Below are 15,708 nucleotides of genomic sequence, written 5' to 3' on the forward strand. Positions count from 1 at the left end.
CCCGTCATGCCCGACCTCGCGCACCCCGCCGAAGGCGCGGCCCCGACTCCCGAGCTGGCCGCCCGCCCGGCCGGCCCCGTCGATGTGGTCCTTGCGCTCGGGGCGAACCTCGGCGACCCGGACGCGACCCTCGACGCCGCCATCGCGGCCCTGCGCCGCGCTGAGGAACTCACCGACGTCCGGCCGTCCCCGCGCGCCCGCACCGCTCCGGTCGGCGGTCCTCCCGGTCAGCCGGACTACCGGAACCAGGTGGTGCTCGCCCGCACGGACCGCTCCGCGTGGGAGCTGCTGCGCCTGGCGCACCGGCTCGAGCACGAGCACGGCCGCCGTCGCGAGGTCCGCTGGGGGCCCCGCACTCTCGACGTCGATCTCATCGTTCACGGCCGCCTGCGCAGCGACCACCCGGACCTGACGCTGCCGCACCCCCGTGCCGCCGAGCGGGCGTTCGTCCTGCTGCCGTGGCTGTGGCTGGATCCCGCTGCGACGCTCGACGGTCGCCGCGTCGCAGACCTGGTCTCTCGCGCCGCCGACGCCGAGGGGGTGCGGCAGGCATGATCTCGCTGCGCACCTGGTGGCTGCCCGGCCTGGGCGTGCTCGCGGGCGTGGCCGGCTGGGCCGTCACGCACCTCGGCGAGGGCCGCGGCTGGGGCATCCCGTCGCTCGGCGTCTCCGGGATGGTCGCCCTGGCGGGGGCGATCCTCGCGTGCCTGCTGCTCGGGCTGCGCATCCGCGCCGACCGGAAGAAGCCGCTCGCCCAGCGCATGAACGGCCCCGACGCCGCCCGCGTGCTCGTCCTCGCACAGGCCGGAGGGTTCAGCGGGGCCCTGCTCGGCGGCTGGCACGCCGGCGCCGCGATCGCCGTCGCGCTGCGCCCGGTCCTGGCGACCGCCGCCCTGATCGGACCCGTGGTCCTCGCGGTGCTCGGCCTCCTGCTCGCGCTGACGGGCCTGCTGGTCGAGTCGTGGTGCCGGGTCACCGGCGGTGATGACGAGGACGACGGCGATACCATTGGGCCCGGCCATCGGGCCGAGGGCCGCGGAGTGCGTGGCCGACCACCGCAGACCGAGGGAGGCTACGCCCATGCCGGCGATGGAGCTTGACGGGGTCGTCTTCACCCCCGTCTCCCCGAAGCTGACCACCGTCCGGTACATCTCAGCCGCGATCTGGGCGCTGCTGCGCCTGGCCCTGTTCGGCGCGCCGCTCGTGCTGATGCTCACCGGGGTGTGGCCCGAGTTCTGGCCGTGGCTGGCGTGGGCACTGCTGGCCGTCGGCGTCGTGTGGACCGCGATCGCGCTGGCGCTGGTCCCACGTCGCGTGCGTGCCCTGGGCTACGCCGAGCGTGAGGACGACCTGTTGTGGCGCTCGGGCATTCTGTTCCGCTCCGTCAAGGCCGTGCCCTACGGGCGCCTGCAGTACGTGGACGTCGAGGACGGGCCGCTGCTGCGCCGCTTCGACCTGCAGAAGGTCACGCTCAAGACCGCCTCCGACTCCGCCGACCTCGAGATCCCCGGCCTGACGAAGGCTGAGGCGCAGCGGCTGCGCGAGGTGCTCATGTCCCGCGGACAGGCGAAGCTGGCCGGCCTGTGAGCGAGCAGGCGCACACCGACGCAGAGGCGGCAGACGCCGGCCCGGCCTGGACCCGCGTCCATCCGCTCTCCCCCTGGGTGCGCAGCTGGCTCGCGATCCTGATCGTCGGGTTCACGGTGCTGCGCGACCTCATCGAGCAGACCGTCGGCGCCCTGTTCGGCGCCGGCCGCAAGGCCGAGCGCGGCCCCGTGGAGGAGTTCGACCTCGTGTTCGCCGCGGCCTTCCTGGGCGTCGCGCTGTTGCTGGCCGTCGTTGGCTTCGGCCTGTCCTGGTGGTTCACCCGGTTCCGCCTCGAGGACGAGCAGATCGCCCTGCGCGAGGGCTGGATCTTCCGCAAACAGCGGCACATGAAATACGACCGTATCCAGGCCGTCGACCTGCAGCACCCGCTGCTGCCGCGCCTGCTGGGCCTGGCGAAGGTGCAGGTCGAGGCCGTCGACGGCGGCGACACCGCGCTCGAGCTGCAGTTCCTGAAACGCTCCGAGGCCGAGCGGGTGCGCCGCGAGATCCTCGACCGCGCGGCCGGGCGCGAGCGGGACGAGGCGACGACGGGTGCGGCCGCAGACGAGACTTCCTCGGAGGCCGCGGCGTCGGAGGCCCCGACCGTCGCCGACGCCCCGGAGGTCCACGGCACCGAGGCCGGTGTCGCATCCCGCCCTGGGCAGGGGAGCCTCGGCTCCCGCGTGCGCTCCCGGCTGCTGCTCGAGGACGAGGGCACCCGCATGCTCTCGGTGCCGACCGGTCGCCTGATTGGCTCGATCCTCTGCTCCGGCACGGTGCTCGGGACGGTGCTGACGCTGGCCGTCGTGGCCGGGGTGTTCCTGCTCGGGGTGTGGCTGCTGCCGGATGTCGGCTGGCTGCAGGGCGCGTGGCAGGAGGTGTTCCTGGGCCTCGGCGCGGGCGCCCTGCCGCTCGCTTTCGGTCTGGCCTCGGCCGCGTGGAAGGAGCTCAACCAGGGCTGGAACTTCACCGTCTTCCACACCGAGGATGGCCTGCGCCTGACCTATGGCCTCGCCGACTCCGTCTCCCAGACGATTCCGCCCGGCCGCGTGCAGGGCGTCACCGTGAAGCAGCCGCTGTGGTGGCGCCCGTTCGGCTGGCACCGGGTCACGGTGATCGTCGCCGGCTACGGCGGGGACGACGACGGCAAGCGCTCGGTGGCGCTGCCGGTCGGCCCGTTCGAGGACGTGCTGCGGGTGCTCGCGGTCGTGCTGCCCGAGCCGGGCGTCGAGGACGGCCGCGAGCTGATGACCCTGGCCATGCGCGGCTCCGGCACCGACGGAGGGTTCCGGCACGTGCCCCGCCGGGCGCGCGGCTACTTCCACTGGCACACGTGGCGGCGCAACGGCTTCACCGCGACGGACACGCTGCTGATCGCCCGGTCCGGGCGGATCGGCCGTCGGTTCACGGCGGTCCAGCACGAGCGGATCGAGGCGGTCGAGATCGATCAGGGGCCCGTTCAGAAGCGGCTGCGTGTCGCCTCGCTCAATGTGTACGTCGCCGGCCGCCTGCTGCCCGTCACCGCCGCCGACGATCTCGACGAGGACGAGGTGCGCGCGCTGTTCGAGCGCGAGACCGCGATCGCCGCGGTCGCCCGGCGCCTGGCCGACCGCAACCGCTGGATGCGGCCCGAGGAGCTCGAACGCTTCGAACGTCAGCTCGAGACGATGCGCCGGACGGCGGCCGAGGTGGCGGCGCAGCGCGGCCCGAGCGGCGACGCGCTGGTCGGCACGTCCACCGGCCCGGGACAGGACCCCGAAACGGCGAGGAGCACGCACACATGAACGAGGGCATCGGCACGGGCGGGCTCGACCTCTCCGTCCCCGCGGACCAGCGGCCCGGCCGCCTCGGTGTCGGCGTGATCGGCGCCGGTCGCGTCGGCGCCGTGCTCGGGGCCGCCCTGCGCGAGGCCGGGCACACGATCACCGGCGTGCACGCGGTCTCGGAGGACTCTCGTACGCGCGCTGAGGCCCTGCTGCCCGAGGTCCCGGTGCTGGAGATCCCCGAGATCCTGCGGCGCTGCGAGATGGTCCTGTTCGCCGTCCCCGACGACGTGCTCGGGCAGCTCGTCGCGGGCCTCGTCGAGGCCGGTCACGTGCAGTCCGGTCATCTGCTCGTGCACACCTCCGGCCGCTACGGGGTGTCCGTCCTGGACCCGGTACGCGCGGTCGGCGCGATCCCGCTGGCGATCCACCCAGCCATGACGTTCACGGGCCTGAGTCTGGACCTGGCCCGGCTGAAGGACTGCGTGTTCGGCGTGACGGCGGACCCCGTCGTGTTGCCGGTCGCGCAGGCGCTCGCCGTCGAGATGGGCGGCGAGCCCGTCGTGGTGAAGGAGGCGGACCGGGCGCAGTACCACCTGGCGCTCTCGCACGGGTCGAACCACCTGGTCACCGTGGCGGCTCAGGCGCGGCGGCTGCTCGAGGACATCGGCGTCGAGGACGCCCGCCGGCTGCTGCGCCCGCTCATGGCCGCCTCCCTGGACAACGCCCTCGAGAACGGCGACGGCGCGCTGACCGGGCCGGTCGCCCGCGGGGACGTCGAGACGGTGCGCGGCCACCGCGAGACCCTGCAGGCGCTCGTGGCCGAGGGGATGCCCGCCGACGTGCTCGCAACGTGGGAGGCCCTCGCCCGCGCGACGACCGACCGGGCCGAGGCCCGCGGGGCGCTGCGTCCCGACGTCGCGGCCCGGCTGCGCGGGGTGCTCGAGGAGGACTGAGGTTGGCCCGGTGACCGCCTGGCCTCCCGGGCCGCCGTAGCGCCGTGACGCCGGGCCCCGTGGCTGTGGTGTCCGCGTCTCGGGTCAGGTGCCTCGGCTGCGCAGTGTCTGCCGCACGAACGCCACCACGCCCGGCACGGCGTCCTCGATCTGCCGATACATCGCCTCGAACTGTTCGCGCGGGTGTCCCCACGGGTCCGGCACCTCGCGCACGCCAGCGGTGTCCGCGTCGGAGGCGAACTCCCCGAGCAGGCGCACTTTCGCGCGCTGGGCGTCGTCGGCGGCGAGGGCAAGCGCGTTCGCCCGGTTCGACTCATCCATCACGAGCAGCAGATCGGCCGTGGCCAGGTCCTCGGATGTGAGCTGGGCGCCGCGGGTGGTGAACTCGTAGCCGAGCTGTTCGCCGACCTCGATCGTGAGCTGATGCGGACGCTCGCCCACGTGATAGTCGGCCGTGCCGGCCGAGGCCACCTCGACGCCGCGGTCGCCGGCGCTGTTGTCGGTGACGTCGTGCGTCAGGTCCTCCCGTGCCAGGGCGCGGCGCAGCACCGCCTCCGCAGCGGGGGAGCGGCAGATGTTTCCGAGGCAGACCGTGATGATGCGCATGCCATCAGTCTGGCAAAGAGCGCGCCGACGGCACCGATGGGGCGCACGGTCCGCCCTGGCGGGCTCCGCACGTGTCCGCCCTGGCGCGTTCCTCGCCCCGGGCCGCGCATCGAGGGGACGCCAGGGCTTGGGCCGATGTGCGCGGTGTGCGTAATGTCCTGTGCACTCTTCCGGGGTGACCTGGGCGTTCTCCTCGCGGAACCGCGTAGAACGTCCCGCCCGGACCGATCGAAGGGAAGGACGCACGCGATGACGAAGAGCAACTCGTCGAAGGGCGCGAAGCACGCGGCCACGCAGAAGGCACAGGACGTCGCGGACGCCTCGCGGGAGAAGGCCGACCAGGTGGCCGGGCACGCCCAGCAGGCGGCGCACGACGTCGCCGGCACGGCGAAGCAGCAGGCGGGGGCCGTCAAGGACGAGGCCGTCCAGCAGGCCACATCGCTCGCGGACACTGTGCAGGCGCAGGCGCAGGGGCAGGTGAGCACGCAGCATCAGCGTCTGGCCGACTCCGCCCGCACGCTCACCGACGATCTGCACCGCGTGAGCCGCGGCGAGCAGCCGCAGTCCGAGTGGGTGGGCCAGGGCCTGCAGTTGGCCGCCGAGCGCGCCGACGCGGTGACCCGCCGTCTCGAGAACTCGAGCCCCGCCGAGATGCTCGACGAGGTCCGCACGTTCGCCGCCCGCCGTCCGGGCACGTTCCTGGCACTCGCTCTCGGCGCGGGCATCCTCGCCGGGCGCATGACGCGCGGCGCCAAGGACGTCCACGAGGCCGGCCCGCTGGGCCCCGGCGACAGCGACGAGCACCTCAGCCGCCGCCTCGACCGTGACAGCCGCGCCGGGGCTTCCGAGGGCCAGGCGAGCGACCCGACCGGACCGGTCGGCGACGTCGCGCCCCACCATCTCGACGGCGATCTGTCCGGGCAGTCCGGTCGCACCGCCGGACAGCCCCAGCGCCCGACCGCCGATCCGAGCACCCTGCCCCCGGGCACGGTGCCGGTCGACGGCAACGACCCGATCACCGGAGGCCGGGCATGAGCGCCACGCACGGATCCCACACGCCCGGATCGCAGACGGACGGCCTGGGCCGGCACTTCTCCGGCGCCCACGGGTATGAGACTCGCGCCGAGCAGCGGGCCGAACACGAGTCGCTCGGCACCATGTTCTCCGCGATGACCGAGAAGATCTCGTTGCTGGTGCGGCAGGAGGTCGCCCTTGCCAAGGCCGAGGCCACCGACTCAGCCAAGAAGGCGGGCACGGGCATCGGCATGGGCGTCGGAGCGGCCCTCGCCGGCTTCTTCGTCCTGCTGTTCCTGTCCTTGACGCTGATGTACGCGCTCGGTGCCCTGATGCCTTTGGGCTGGGCTGCGTTCATCGTGGCCCTGCTATGGGCCGGCGCCGCCGCGGTCCTCGGCCTGGGCGCCAAGAAGCATGTCGAGAAGATCAAGGGTCTCAAGCAGACCCGCCAGACGGTTCAGGAGATGCCGGACACCCTGAACCCCACGAAGGAGACCCCGTGAGCACGCAGTACAACGACCCCCGGATCCCGCAGACGAACGATCCGGACCGGATCCGCGCCGAGATCGAGCGCACCCGGTCCGATCTCGGCCACGACGTCGACGCCCTGGCCGAGAAAGTCAGCCCGACCAAGGCCGTCAGCCGTCAGACCCACCGCGTCCGTGACGGCCTGAGCACCGTGAAGGAGAGCATCATGGGCACCGATCCGAACACACAGCACCCTGGGCCGCGTCACGCTGAGGCCTCGGGCCCGTCGACGATGGACAAGGCGAAGGCCGCAGCGCACGAGGTGGCCGATCAGGCGCGCGCTCACACGCACGACGCCGTCGACCAGGCGCGCGGCCTCGCCCACGACGCGCAGGGCGAGGCCCAGTACGCGGCGGGCCGGACCCGCGGCCACGCCCAGCATGCTGGCGACCAGGTCCGCGACGCGGCCGGCACCGTGCAGAACCAGGTGCGCACCGCCCCGGCGCAGATCCGGCGGCAGACCAAGGGCAACCCCCTGGCCGCCGGCATGATCGCCTTCGGCGCGGGCTGGCTGGTGAGCACTCTGCTGCCGGGTACCCGCGCCGAGCAGCAGGCGGCCCAGCAGCTGCACGATCACTCAGGCCCGATCGTCGATGAGGCCAAGAACATCGCGGGCCAGTTCCGCGATGACATGCAGCCTGCCGCACAGGAGGCCGTGGCGGCCGTGAAGGACCGCGCGAGTGACGGTGTTGACGCTGTGACAGCGGACGGCGCGCAGAAGGCCGACGCACTGAAGGGCGAGGCCCAGCAGGCCGCCGGCGAGGTCCAGGGCGCTGCCCGACAGCACTGACCCGCGCCTGACGTGCGCCGACGACGTGCGGCGCGCACCGCACGGGGGTGGGTACCCGACGTTCACGTGATGGCCGGGTGCCCGTCTCCTTCGCGTCGATGGGGCGTCACCGCGCCACGGGATACAGGGACGGGGCCCGGCTGGGCCCCGTTGTCCGCCCGACTCGCACTCGAGGAGCTCTGTCATGCGCACCCCGTTCCCCCGCCGCGCCGCCGCCCTGTCCGCGGCGGTCGCCGTCGCCGCCCCTGCCCTGTTCGCTCCGACCGCCCTCGCCGGCGGCGCTCCCACGCAGCCGACGCCGGAGGCTCCGAAGGCCCCGTCCGTCGACGCCCCTGAGTCCGGCACCCCGGGCACCGGCATCGAGCGCCCCGAGGTCGTCGCGCACCGGGGCGCCTCCGGTTACCGCCCGGAGCACACCCTCGCGGCCTACGAGCTGGCCGTCGAGCAGGGCGCCGACGTGATCGAGCCGGACCTGGTCTCGACGAAGGACGGTGTCCTCGTCGACCGGCACGAGAACGACATCACTGGAACCACCGACGTCGCCGAACGCCCCGAGTTCGCCGACCGCAAGAAGACCAAGGTCGTGGACGGCGTCGAGCAGACCGGCTGGTTCACCGAGGACTTCACCCTCGACGAGCTGCTCACCCTGCGCGCCAAGGAGCGTTTGCCCGAGGTGCGGGGCGAGTCCGCCTCCTACGACGGCATGTACCAGGTGCCGACCTTCGCCGCCGTGCTGATGCTGCGCGAGCGCCTCTCCGAGGAGACCGGCCGTGAGATCGGCATCATCCCGGAGATCAAGCACTCCACCTACTTCGATGAGCAGGGCCTGTCGATGGAGGAGAAGGCCGTCGCACAGCTCGAGGTCATGGGCCTGAACACGGAGGACTCCGTCGCCACCGTCCAGTCCTTCGAGCTGGAGAACCTGCGCGAGCTGAACCACGAGCTCGGCCTGAAGGCGCCGACCGTGTTCCTGTCCTGGTACGAGGGCTTCCCGTACGACTCGACGGCCGCCGGCGATGAGGTCCGCGACTACGCCTGGTACGAGACGGAGGCCGGCATGCGGGAGATCAAGGCCGCCGGCGTCGACGTGCTCGGCCCGGAGCTGAGCCAGATCATCGAGAAGACCGAGGACGGCGCCGTGGGCGCTGAGACGTCGTTCGTGGACGACGCGCACCGCCTCGGCCTCGAGGTGGTGCCGTACACCTTCCGTGCCGAGAACCAGTTCCTGTACTCGGACTTCCAGTCCTCCGAGGACCCGAACGAGCACGGAGACATGGCCGGCCAGATTCGCCTGTTCCTGGATGCCGGCATCGACGGGCTGTTCACCGATCAGCCGGACCTCGGCGTCGAGGCGGTCGACGGCTGGGTCGAGGACCAGAACCGCGGCCGCTGAGCGCCCGGCACCGTCCCGGCCTCGGGCCGGTCGACCCCTCCCGTCGACCGCCCGGGGCCGCGGTGTGAGAGGACGCGGGGCGCTCAGGGCCGTGGCGCACGCGGGCGTAGACTCTCGGGCGTGAGCCGCTCAGAGACCTCCGCCGCGCCCGCTGGCACCGCTGCGCAGCCCGCCGACACCGACACCGCTGCGCCGTCCGCCGTCGACGAGTCCCGTTCCCCCTCCGGCCCTGTCCTGACGACGACGACGACGCGGTTCCGTGCCGCCCTGGCCGAGCGTCTGGCCGCCGTCCGAGCCGACCGGCAGGTCGAGGACGACGCCGTCGCGACCGTGGGGTTCGTCCCGACGATGGGCGCCCTGCACGAGGGGCACGCCACGCTGGTGCGGCAGGCTCGAGCCGAGAACGACGTGGTGGCCGCGAGCGTGTTCGTGAACCCGCTGCAGTTCGGTGATCCGGCGGACCTGGAGAACTATCCGCGCACGCTGGAGGAGGACCTCGAGGTCCTCGCCGAGGCCGGCTGCGACGTGGTGTTCGCCCCGTCCGTGGAGCAGATGTACCCGGGCTACCCCGACGGGCCGATCGTGACGGTGTCCGCCGGGCGCATGGGCGAAGTGCTCGAGGGCGCCTCCCGTCCGGGCCACTTCGACGGGGTGTGCACCGTCGTCACGAAGCTGTGGAACCTGGCCGCCGCGGGGACAGCGGGCGCGCCGTTGCGCAGCTACTTCGGCCAGAAGGACGCGCAGCAGGTGTCCGTGCTGCGTCGTCTGGCCGCGGACCTGGACCTGCCGGTCGAGGTGCGTGCGGTGCCGATCGTGCGCTCACCGGAGGGCCTGGCCCTCTCGAGCCGCAACAGCCGCCTGGACGAGGCGGGCCGGCAGTCCGCGCTTGTGCTGCACCGGGCGCTGCGCTCACTGGCCGAGGCCGCCGAGAACGGCGAGGTCGTGGACGTCCAGGCGGCCCGGCAGATGATCGCCGAGGAGCCGGGCGTCACGCTTGACCACCTCGTCGTCGTGGATCGCGAGACCCTCGAGGAGCTCGGCCCCGAGCTGCTCTGCCAGCCGCTGCGCCGGGAGGCGCTCGCCCTGGTCGCCGCCCATGTGCCCCCGGTGCGCCTGATCGACAACATGGTGCTGCCGGCGGCCTCGTGAGCCAGGAGGAGTTGGCCGCGGCCTTCGACGCCCACCCGACGACGCTCGCCCCGCTGCTGCTCGGGTGCCGCCTGACCGTCGCGGTGGCCGGTCATGCGGACCTCACCGGCACGGAGGCGGGCCAGGCATCGGCCCCGGAGCCCGTGACGGTGCGGCTGACCGAGGTCGAGGCCTACGGGGATGAAGGCGAGGACCCCGGAGCGCATTCCTTCCGCGGGCGCACCGAGCGCAACGCCGCGCTGTTCGGCCCGACGCGGCACACCTACGTCTACCTGAACTACGGAATCCACCGCTGCGTGAATCTCGTGGCCCACGAACCGGGCCGGGCCGGCGGCGTCCTGCTGCGCGGCGCTGAGGTGCTCGACGGACGGCCGACGGCCGTGTGCCGGCGCGGTCGCGACACCGGTCGTCGGCTGCTCTCCGGTCCGGGCAACCTCGGTCAGGGCCTCGGGATCACCCTGTCGATGGGGCATCTGCCGGTCGTCCTGGCCGAGCCGGGGGAAGACGTGCAGGACGCTCTCGTGCGGGCGCGAGGGGAGCTCTGGGCCGGAAGCGCGGCGCCGGCCGTCTTCGTCCTCGCGCCGCCCGCGGCGCCGCAGGAGCCCGAGCAGGCCCGCGTCCGCACGGGGCCGCGCGTCGGGGTCTCCGGCGAGGGCGGCTCGACTCGCTATCCGTGGCGGTTCTGGCTGGACGCGGAGCCGTCCGTCACGCGGTACCGGCCGGGCAGGAATGTGCCGGCATGATTCCGCAGCGCTGAGACGGAAATGCCGCAGGTTCGCAACATGGCCGATGCGGTTCGCTGCGGCAATGTTGCGACAGCGCGGTATTTCTCGTCAGACGCAGCCCCGCGCTCGCACGCTTGCCAGCGCGGCCCCGGGCGTGCGTACGGTGCCCCTATGGCTATGAACCAGACGCCCCAGGGCGAGACCAAGCAGACCGTGACCCGCACGATCGACGCGCCGGCGAAGGACATCTTCGACGTGCTGACGCTGCCGCAGCGTCACGAGGAGTTCGACGGCTCCGGCATGGTCCGCGCCGACGAGAAGTCCGACCGCATCCAGAAGGTCGGCGATGTGTTCACCATGAACATGCACGGCGACCACATGGGCGGCGACTATCAGACCGACAACCACGTCGTCGCCTATGACGAGAACAAGCTCGTCGGCTGGAAGACCGCGCCCGCCGGCACCCAGCCTCCGGGCTGGCAGTGGGTGTACCGCCTCGAGGACAACGGCGCGGGCTCGACCGACGTCACCTTGGAGTACGACTGGTCCGACGTGACCGACCAGGACCTGCTCGCCAAGAACCTGTTCCCCCTGGTCAGCGAAGAGCAGATGGCCGAGTCGCTCGAGAAGCTGGCGGCCGCCGTCAACTGACCGCCCGGCCCGGCAGAGCCTGGCCGGGTCGGACCGGACCGGTTCCTGACCCCGGCGGGCTCCGGCCCGGATGCCAGGGGCGCGAGGCCCGTCGGTCATCGTGACCGACGGGCCTCGCGCGTGCCGTCACGGGCTAGAGTGCGCTCCAGGACACATCGTCGACCCATCGTCGCCCGCCTCGTCCGGCCCGACGACGATCCCATCGATCGCGAAGGAGCGCGCATGACCACTCCGCAGACCCCGACTCCTCGGGAGGACCTCTACCGCCACGTCAACGGCGAATGGCTCGACTCTCACTCGATCCCGGCCGATCAGGGCGCCTACGGCGCGTTCCTCGAGCTGCGAGACGCCGCGGAGCTCGCCGTCCGCCACCTGTGCGAGGATGCGCTGCGTGAGGTCGGCAGCGGCATGGATCCGGCGCAGGCGCGCATCGACGCCAGCGCCGGCGACCCGGCCGGGCACCAGCCCGCCGCCGAGGTACCCGAGGCGGACGAGGCGCCCACCGTCTCCGGCCAGGAGCACGCCGATGACGCCCCCGCGGGGGACCGCCAGCAGATCCGGCGGCGCATCGCCTCGCTCTACGCGTCGTTCATGGAGGAGGAGGTCGTCGAGGCCCGGGGCGTCGAGCCGATCGTCGGGGATCTGGCCGCGATCCAGGCGGTCTCCACCGTCGAGGAGCTGCTCGGCCTCTCCGGCGCCCTGCAGCGTCAGGGGGTTCCGGGCCTGATCAACACGGGCGCCCTGAACGACGCCGGGGACCCCGACCGCATGCTCCTGCACCTGCTGCAGGGCGGCCTTGGCCTGCCCGACGAGTCCTACTACCGGGACGAGGCCTACGCCGAGATCCTGGCCGAGTACACGGCGCACGTCGGCCGGTCCCTCGCGCTCGCCGGGGTCGGCGCGGACGGCGACGAGGCGGCCCGCATCGCCGAGGACGTCGTGGCCCTCGAGAAGCGCATCGCCGCGCACCACTGGGACGTCGTGCGCTCGCGCGATGCGGTCGCCCGATACAACCTGATGACCCGTGCTCAGCTCGACGAGCTGTTCCCGCACGCCGGGGCCTGGCTGGCCGGCGTCGGCGCGGACGGTTCCCGCGCGGACGAGGTCGTTGTGTGGCAGCCGGACTTCCTCTCCGGCATGCACGCGCTGCTGGCCGGGGAGGGCGCCGCGGCTCTGCAGACGTGGAAGCACTGGCTCACGGTCCAGGTGATCCGTGCCTTCGCCCCGTATCTGCCGGAGGCGTTCGTGCAGGAGAACTTCTCCTTCTACGGCCGTCGGCTCGCGGGCACGGAGCAGGTCCGTCCCCGCTGGAAGCGCGCGGTCGCCTTCGTCAACGGCGCCGCGGGGGAGGACGTCGCGCAGCTGTACGTCGAGAGGCACTTCCCCGCGGGCCACCAGGCGGCGATGGGCCGGCTCGTCGAGCTGCTGATGGAGGCTTACCGCCGCTCGATCTCGACCCTGGACTGGATGGGCGAGGACACCCGTCAACGGGCGTTGGAGAAGCTCTCCATGTTCCGGCCGATGGTCGGGTTCCCCGTGAAGTGGACCGACTACTCGGACCTGGCGGTGGACCCGACGGACCTGGTCGGCAATGCCCGCGAGGCCGCGCGCTTCGCGTGGGACTTCGACCTCGGGATGATCGAGCGGGGCCCGGACCCGGAGCTGTGGCACATGACGCCGCAGACCGTGAACGCCTACTACTCACCACTGGAGAACGCGATCGTGTTCCCGGCCGCGATCCTGCAGCCCCCGTTCTTCGACCCTGAGCGCTCCATGGCGGCGAACCTCGGCGGGATCGGCTCGGTCATCGGCCATGAGATCGGCCACGGATTCGACGATCAGGGCTCGCGCTATGACGGTTCGGGTCGCCTCGAGAACTGGTGGACCGACGCCGACCGCGCCGCGTTCTCGGAGCGGACCGCGAAGCTCGTCGACCAGTACTCGGTGCTCTCCCCGGCCGAGGCGCCGGACCACCGCGTCAACGGCGAGTTCACCCTGGGGGAGAACATCGGCGACCTGGGTGGCCTGGGTATCGCCCACCGGGCGCTTGAGATCTGGCGAGAGGAGGCCGACGGGGGGTCCGCCGGCGGCGACGCGGCGGCGCAGGACCGGGAGTTCTTCGCCGCGTGGGCGGCGGTGTGGCGGCAGCTCACCCGCGCGGAGACGATGGTCACCCGCATCGCCTCGGACCCGCACTCGCCCAATGAGTTCCGCTGTAACCAGGTGGTGAAGAACCTGGACGCGTTCCACGCGGCGTTCGAGGTCACCAAGGACGACCCGATGTGGCTCGCACCCGAGGAGCGCGTGCGGATCTGGTGATGCCGGCGGGGTGGTCGGGCCCCGCGAGCCGTGCTCAGGCGTCCGACTCCTCGCCGTGATCGTCCCCGGCCCGGGCGGCGCGTTCGGCGACGAACCGTTCGAGCAGCTCGGTCAGGCGTCGGATGTCGGCGGGGTCCCATGCGGCCAGGTCGCGGCGCAGCCCGCCCCCGGTCGGTCCCTCGCGCACGGCGGCCAGGCGCGCGGCGCCCTCGTCCGTGAGGCGCAGCAGCGTCTGGCGCCGATCGTGCGGGTCCGGGTCCCGGGCGATCAGGCCCTCCGTATCCAGATCTCGCAGCAGGCGGGAGACCTGTGCCCGGTCGACCGTCAGGGCCTCGGCCACCGCGGACGGCGTGATCGGCGCGGCGTGCGCGATGGTCACGAACGCCTTCATGGCGGCGGCGGAGAAGCCGGGACTCAGCTGCCGTGCCTGCACGGCCAGCAGTCGGCGGTACTGGCGGGTCAGCGCCGAGAAGGCCGACTCGAGGCCGTGGATCGCGTCCTCGAGCTCCCCGGACCGAGTCGCGCTCATGCGTGCCGCCTCTCCGGATCGTCGCGGCGCTCCGTCCCGGTGGGAGCGGACCCCGGTGCGGATGACTCGGCGCGCAGCTCTTCGCCAGAACGCTGGCCGAGGCTGACGTTCGGCAGGAACAGGATCGCCAGGAGCGAGACGACGGCCAGCGGCACCGTGATGAGAAACGCCTGCGAGATGCTCTGCGCGTAGACGTCCTCGACGATCACGCGCAGCGGCTCGGGCATCGCCGCGACGGCCGGCAGCGTCCCGCTCTGCAGGGATTCGGCCCAGCGCGGTCCGTCGGCGCCCAGGGAGGCCAGCGCCCGCCTCAGATCGCCGGCGCGCTCGGTCATGCCGGTGCCGACGGTCGTCGCGACGGCCGCGCCCATCGCGGAGACGCCCGCGGTGCCGCCGAGGGAGCGGAAGAAGGTGACAGCCGAGCTCGCGACGCCCAGGTGCTGGGGGGCGACGGCGTTCTGCACGACGAGCACGAGGTTCTGCATGGTCGATCCCATGCCGACGCCCACGAGGGCCATGTAGAGGCACACGAGCGCGAAGGGCGTGTCGTAGTGCAGTGTGCTCAGCAGTGCGGTGCCGGCGATCAGGCTGACGGCGCCGCCGACCAGGTACGGCTTCCAGGAGCCGTGTTTCGTGATGCGTCTGCCGACGAGAGTGGAGGTGATCAGGAACCCGGCCATCAGGGGGATCGTCATCAGGCCGGCGTGCGTCGGGGTCGCCCCGCGCGCCAGCTGCATGTACTGGGCGAGGTAGACGGAGGAGCCGAACATCGCGACCCCCACGGCGATCGAGGCGATGACCGCGAGGGTGACGGTGCGGTCAGCGAACAGGTGCAGCGGCAGTAGCGGTTCGGGGTGCCGACGCTCGACCACGACGAACAGGACGGCCGCCGCGAGCGCCCCGCCGAGCATCCAGGCGGTCGTCGGGCTGAGCCAGTCGTACTCGGTGCCCGCGTTCGTGATCCACAGCAGCACCAGGGAGGTGGCGACGGCCAGCAGCAGGATGCCGAGCACGTCGATGTGGGCCCGGCGCGGCTGCATCGGCGCCAGGCGCAGGGTGCGCTGCACCATCACCAGGGCGATGAGTGCGAAGGGCACGGACACGAGGAAGTTCCACCGCCAGCCGAACGCATCGGTGATGAGGCCGCCGGCCAGCGGGCCGCCGACGGTCGCGACGGCCATGACCGCCCCGAACAACCCCATGTAGCGACCACGTTCGCGCGGGCTCATCAGGTCGGCCATGATCACCTGGCTCAGGGCGATCATGCCGCCGCCGAACAGGCCCTGGAACACGCGGCAGCAGATGAGGAACTCCGGACTGTGGGAGAAGCCGGCGCTCGCGGAGGCGAGCACGAAGCCGACGATCGCGATCTGGAACAGCAGCTTGCGGTCGAACAGGTCGGCGAGCTTGCCCCAGATCGGGGTTGCGATCGCCGTCGAGAGCAGCATGGCGGTGACCACCCAGGTGTAGGAGGCCTGCGTGCCGCCGATGTCGTGGACGATCACGGGCAGGGACGTCGAGACGACGGTGTTGGCGATCATCGAGACGAACATGCCCAGCAGCAGCCCGGTGAGCGAACGGAGGATGCGCCGGTGGCGCTGCTGAGCATCCTCGGTCGGGTGGACGACCGGTACGGACGCGGTCTGGGGGACGACGACGGGCATGTGCTTCCTTGACTCGGGTCAATGATTGATGGCG

General features: G+C 72.5%; 16 protein-coding genes. 13 read left to right on the forward strand and 3 right to left on the reverse strand.

The window, feature by feature from the left end:
• Positions 1 to 6 precede the first annotated feature (6 nt).
• The 5 genes from folK to HDA30_RS09295 are packed head-to-tail and all read left to right on the forward strand — an operon-like array spanning position 7 to position 4,306.
• Positions 7 to 555: a 2-amino-4-hydroxy-6-hydroxymethyldihydropteridine diphosphokinase gene (folK, locus tag HDA30_RS09275; protein ID WP_158496957.1), complete on the forward strand. Its 549-nt coding sequence runs from the start codon at positions 7 to 9 to the stop codon at positions 553 to 555.
• Entirely contained in the window at positions 552 to 1,100 is a 549-nt protein-coding gene (locus HDA30_RS09280; protein WP_184241940.1) for a DUF3180 domain-containing protein, read from the forward strand. Before folK ends, HDA30_RS09280 begins: the two co-directional genes overlap by 4 nt.
• Entirely contained in the window at positions 1,081 to 1,587 is a 507-nt protein-coding gene (locus HDA30_RS09285; RefSeq protein ID WP_158496959.1) for a PH domain-containing protein, read from the forward strand. The genes HDA30_RS09280 and HDA30_RS09285 overlap by 20 nt, the downstream gene beginning before the upstream one ends.
• A complete protein-coding gene (locus HDA30_RS09290) occupies positions 1,584 to 3,371 on the forward strand; it encodes a PH domain-containing protein (protein ID WP_184241941.1) in 1,788 nt (595 codons plus the stop codon). Before HDA30_RS09285 ends, HDA30_RS09290 begins: the two co-directional genes overlap by 4 nt.
• Positions 3,368 to 4,306: a Rossmann-like and DUF2520 domain-containing protein gene (locus HDA30_RS09295; RefSeq protein WP_184241942.1), complete on the forward strand. Its 939-nt coding sequence runs from the start codon at positions 3,368 to 3,370 to the stop codon at positions 4,304 to 4,306. Before HDA30_RS09290 ends, HDA30_RS09295 begins: the two co-directional genes overlap by 4 nt.
• Positions 4,307 to 4,390: 84 nt before the next feature.
• Here the strand turns inward: HDA30_RS09295 and HDA30_RS09300 are convergent, their stop codons facing one another.
• Positions 4,391 to 4,912 (reverse strand): low molecular weight protein-tyrosine-phosphatase, encoded by a 522-nt coding sequence (locus tag HDA30_RS09300; RefSeq protein WP_184241943.1) that lies wholly within the window; start codon positions 4,910 to 4,912, stop codon positions 4,391 to 4,393.
• Positions 4,913 to 5,161: 249 nt separating this feature from the next.
• On the opposite strand from HDA30_RS09300, the gene HDA30_RS09305 reads away from it, so the two are divergent.
• The 8 genes from HDA30_RS09305 to HDA30_RS09340 all read left to right on the forward strand — a co-directional run bounded on the left by HDA30_RS09305 (position 5,162) and on the right by HDA30_RS09340 (position 13,481).
• Positions 5,162 to 5,947, forward strand: a complete 786-nt coding sequence (locus HDA30_RS09305) for a F0F1 ATP synthase subunit B family protein (RefSeq protein ID WP_184241944.1) — start codon at positions 5,162 to 5,164, stop codon at positions 5,945 to 5,947.
• Positions 5,944 to 6,429 carry a phage holin family protein gene (locus HDA30_RS09310; RefSeq protein WP_184241945.1) on the forward strand — a complete coding sequence of 162 codons (486 nt, stop codon included), beginning with the start codon at positions 5,944 to 5,946 and terminating at the stop codon, positions 6,427 to 6,429. Before HDA30_RS09305 ends, HDA30_RS09310 begins: the two co-directional genes overlap by 4 nt.
• The gene (locus tag HDA30_RS09315) at positions 6,426 to 7,244 is read left to right on the forward strand and encodes a DUF3618 domain-containing protein (protein WP_343059343.1); all 819 of its coding nucleotides are present in this window, start codon (positions 6,426 to 6,428) and stop codon (positions 7,242 to 7,244) included. Before HDA30_RS09310 ends, HDA30_RS09315 begins: the two co-directional genes overlap by 4 nt.
• 184 nt (positions 7,245 to 7,428) lie before the next feature.
• Positions 7,429 to 8,637 carry a glycerophosphodiester phosphodiesterase family protein gene (locus HDA30_RS09320; protein WP_184241946.1) on the forward strand — a complete coding sequence of 403 codons (1,209 nt, stop codon included), beginning with the start codon at positions 7,429 to 7,431 and terminating at the stop codon, positions 8,635 to 8,637.
• Between the two features lie 120 nt (positions 8,638 to 8,757).
• Positions 8,758 to 9,786 (forward strand): pantoate--beta-alanine ligase, encoded by a 1,029-nt coding sequence (gene panC / locus HDA30_RS09325; protein WP_343059344.1) that lies wholly within the window; start codon positions 8,758 to 8,760, stop codon positions 9,784 to 9,786.
• A complete protein-coding gene (locus HDA30_RS09330; RefSeq protein ID WP_184241948.1) occupies positions 9,783 to 10,529 on the forward strand; it encodes a DNA-3-methyladenine glycosylase in 747 nt (248 codons plus the stop codon). Before panC ends, HDA30_RS09330 begins: the two co-directional genes overlap by 4 nt.
• A 159-nt stretch (positions 10,530 to 10,688) precedes the next feature.
• Entirely contained in the window at positions 10,689 to 11,162 is a 474-nt protein-coding gene (locus tag HDA30_RS09335; RefSeq protein ID WP_158497098.1) for an SRPBCC family protein, read from the forward strand.
• Positions 11,163 to 11,384: 222 nt separating this feature from the next.
• A complete protein-coding gene (locus tag HDA30_RS09340) occupies positions 11,385 to 13,481 on the forward strand; it encodes a M13 family metallopeptidase (protein WP_184241950.1) in 2,097 nt (698 codons plus the stop codon).
• Positions 13,482 to 13,515: 34 nt separating this feature from the next.
• Here HDA30_RS09340 and HDA30_RS09345 read toward each other — a convergent pair whose 3' ends face one another.
• Together HDA30_RS09345 and HDA30_RS09350 are read right to left on the reverse strand one after the other, a co-directional pair.
• Positions 13,516 to 14,010: a MarR family winged helix-turn-helix transcriptional regulator gene (locus tag HDA30_RS09345; RefSeq protein WP_184241952.1), complete on the reverse strand. Its 495-nt coding sequence runs from the start codon at positions 14,008 to 14,010 to the stop codon at positions 13,516 to 13,518.
• Positions 14,007 to 15,674, reverse strand: coding sequence for an MDR family MFS transporter (locus HDA30_RS09350; RefSeq protein ID WP_184241954.1), 1,668 nt, complete (start codon positions 15,672 to 15,674; stop codon positions 14,007 to 14,009). Before HDA30_RS09350 ends, HDA30_RS09345 begins: the two co-directional genes overlap by 4 nt.
• Between the last annotated feature and the right edge of the window lie 34 nt (positions 15,675 to 15,708).

Origin of the sequence: Micrococcus cohnii (genome assembly GCF_014205175.1) — a bacterium.
GTDB lineage: Bacteria > Actinomycetota > Actinomycetes > Actinomycetales > Micrococcaceae > Micrococcus > Micrococcus cohnii.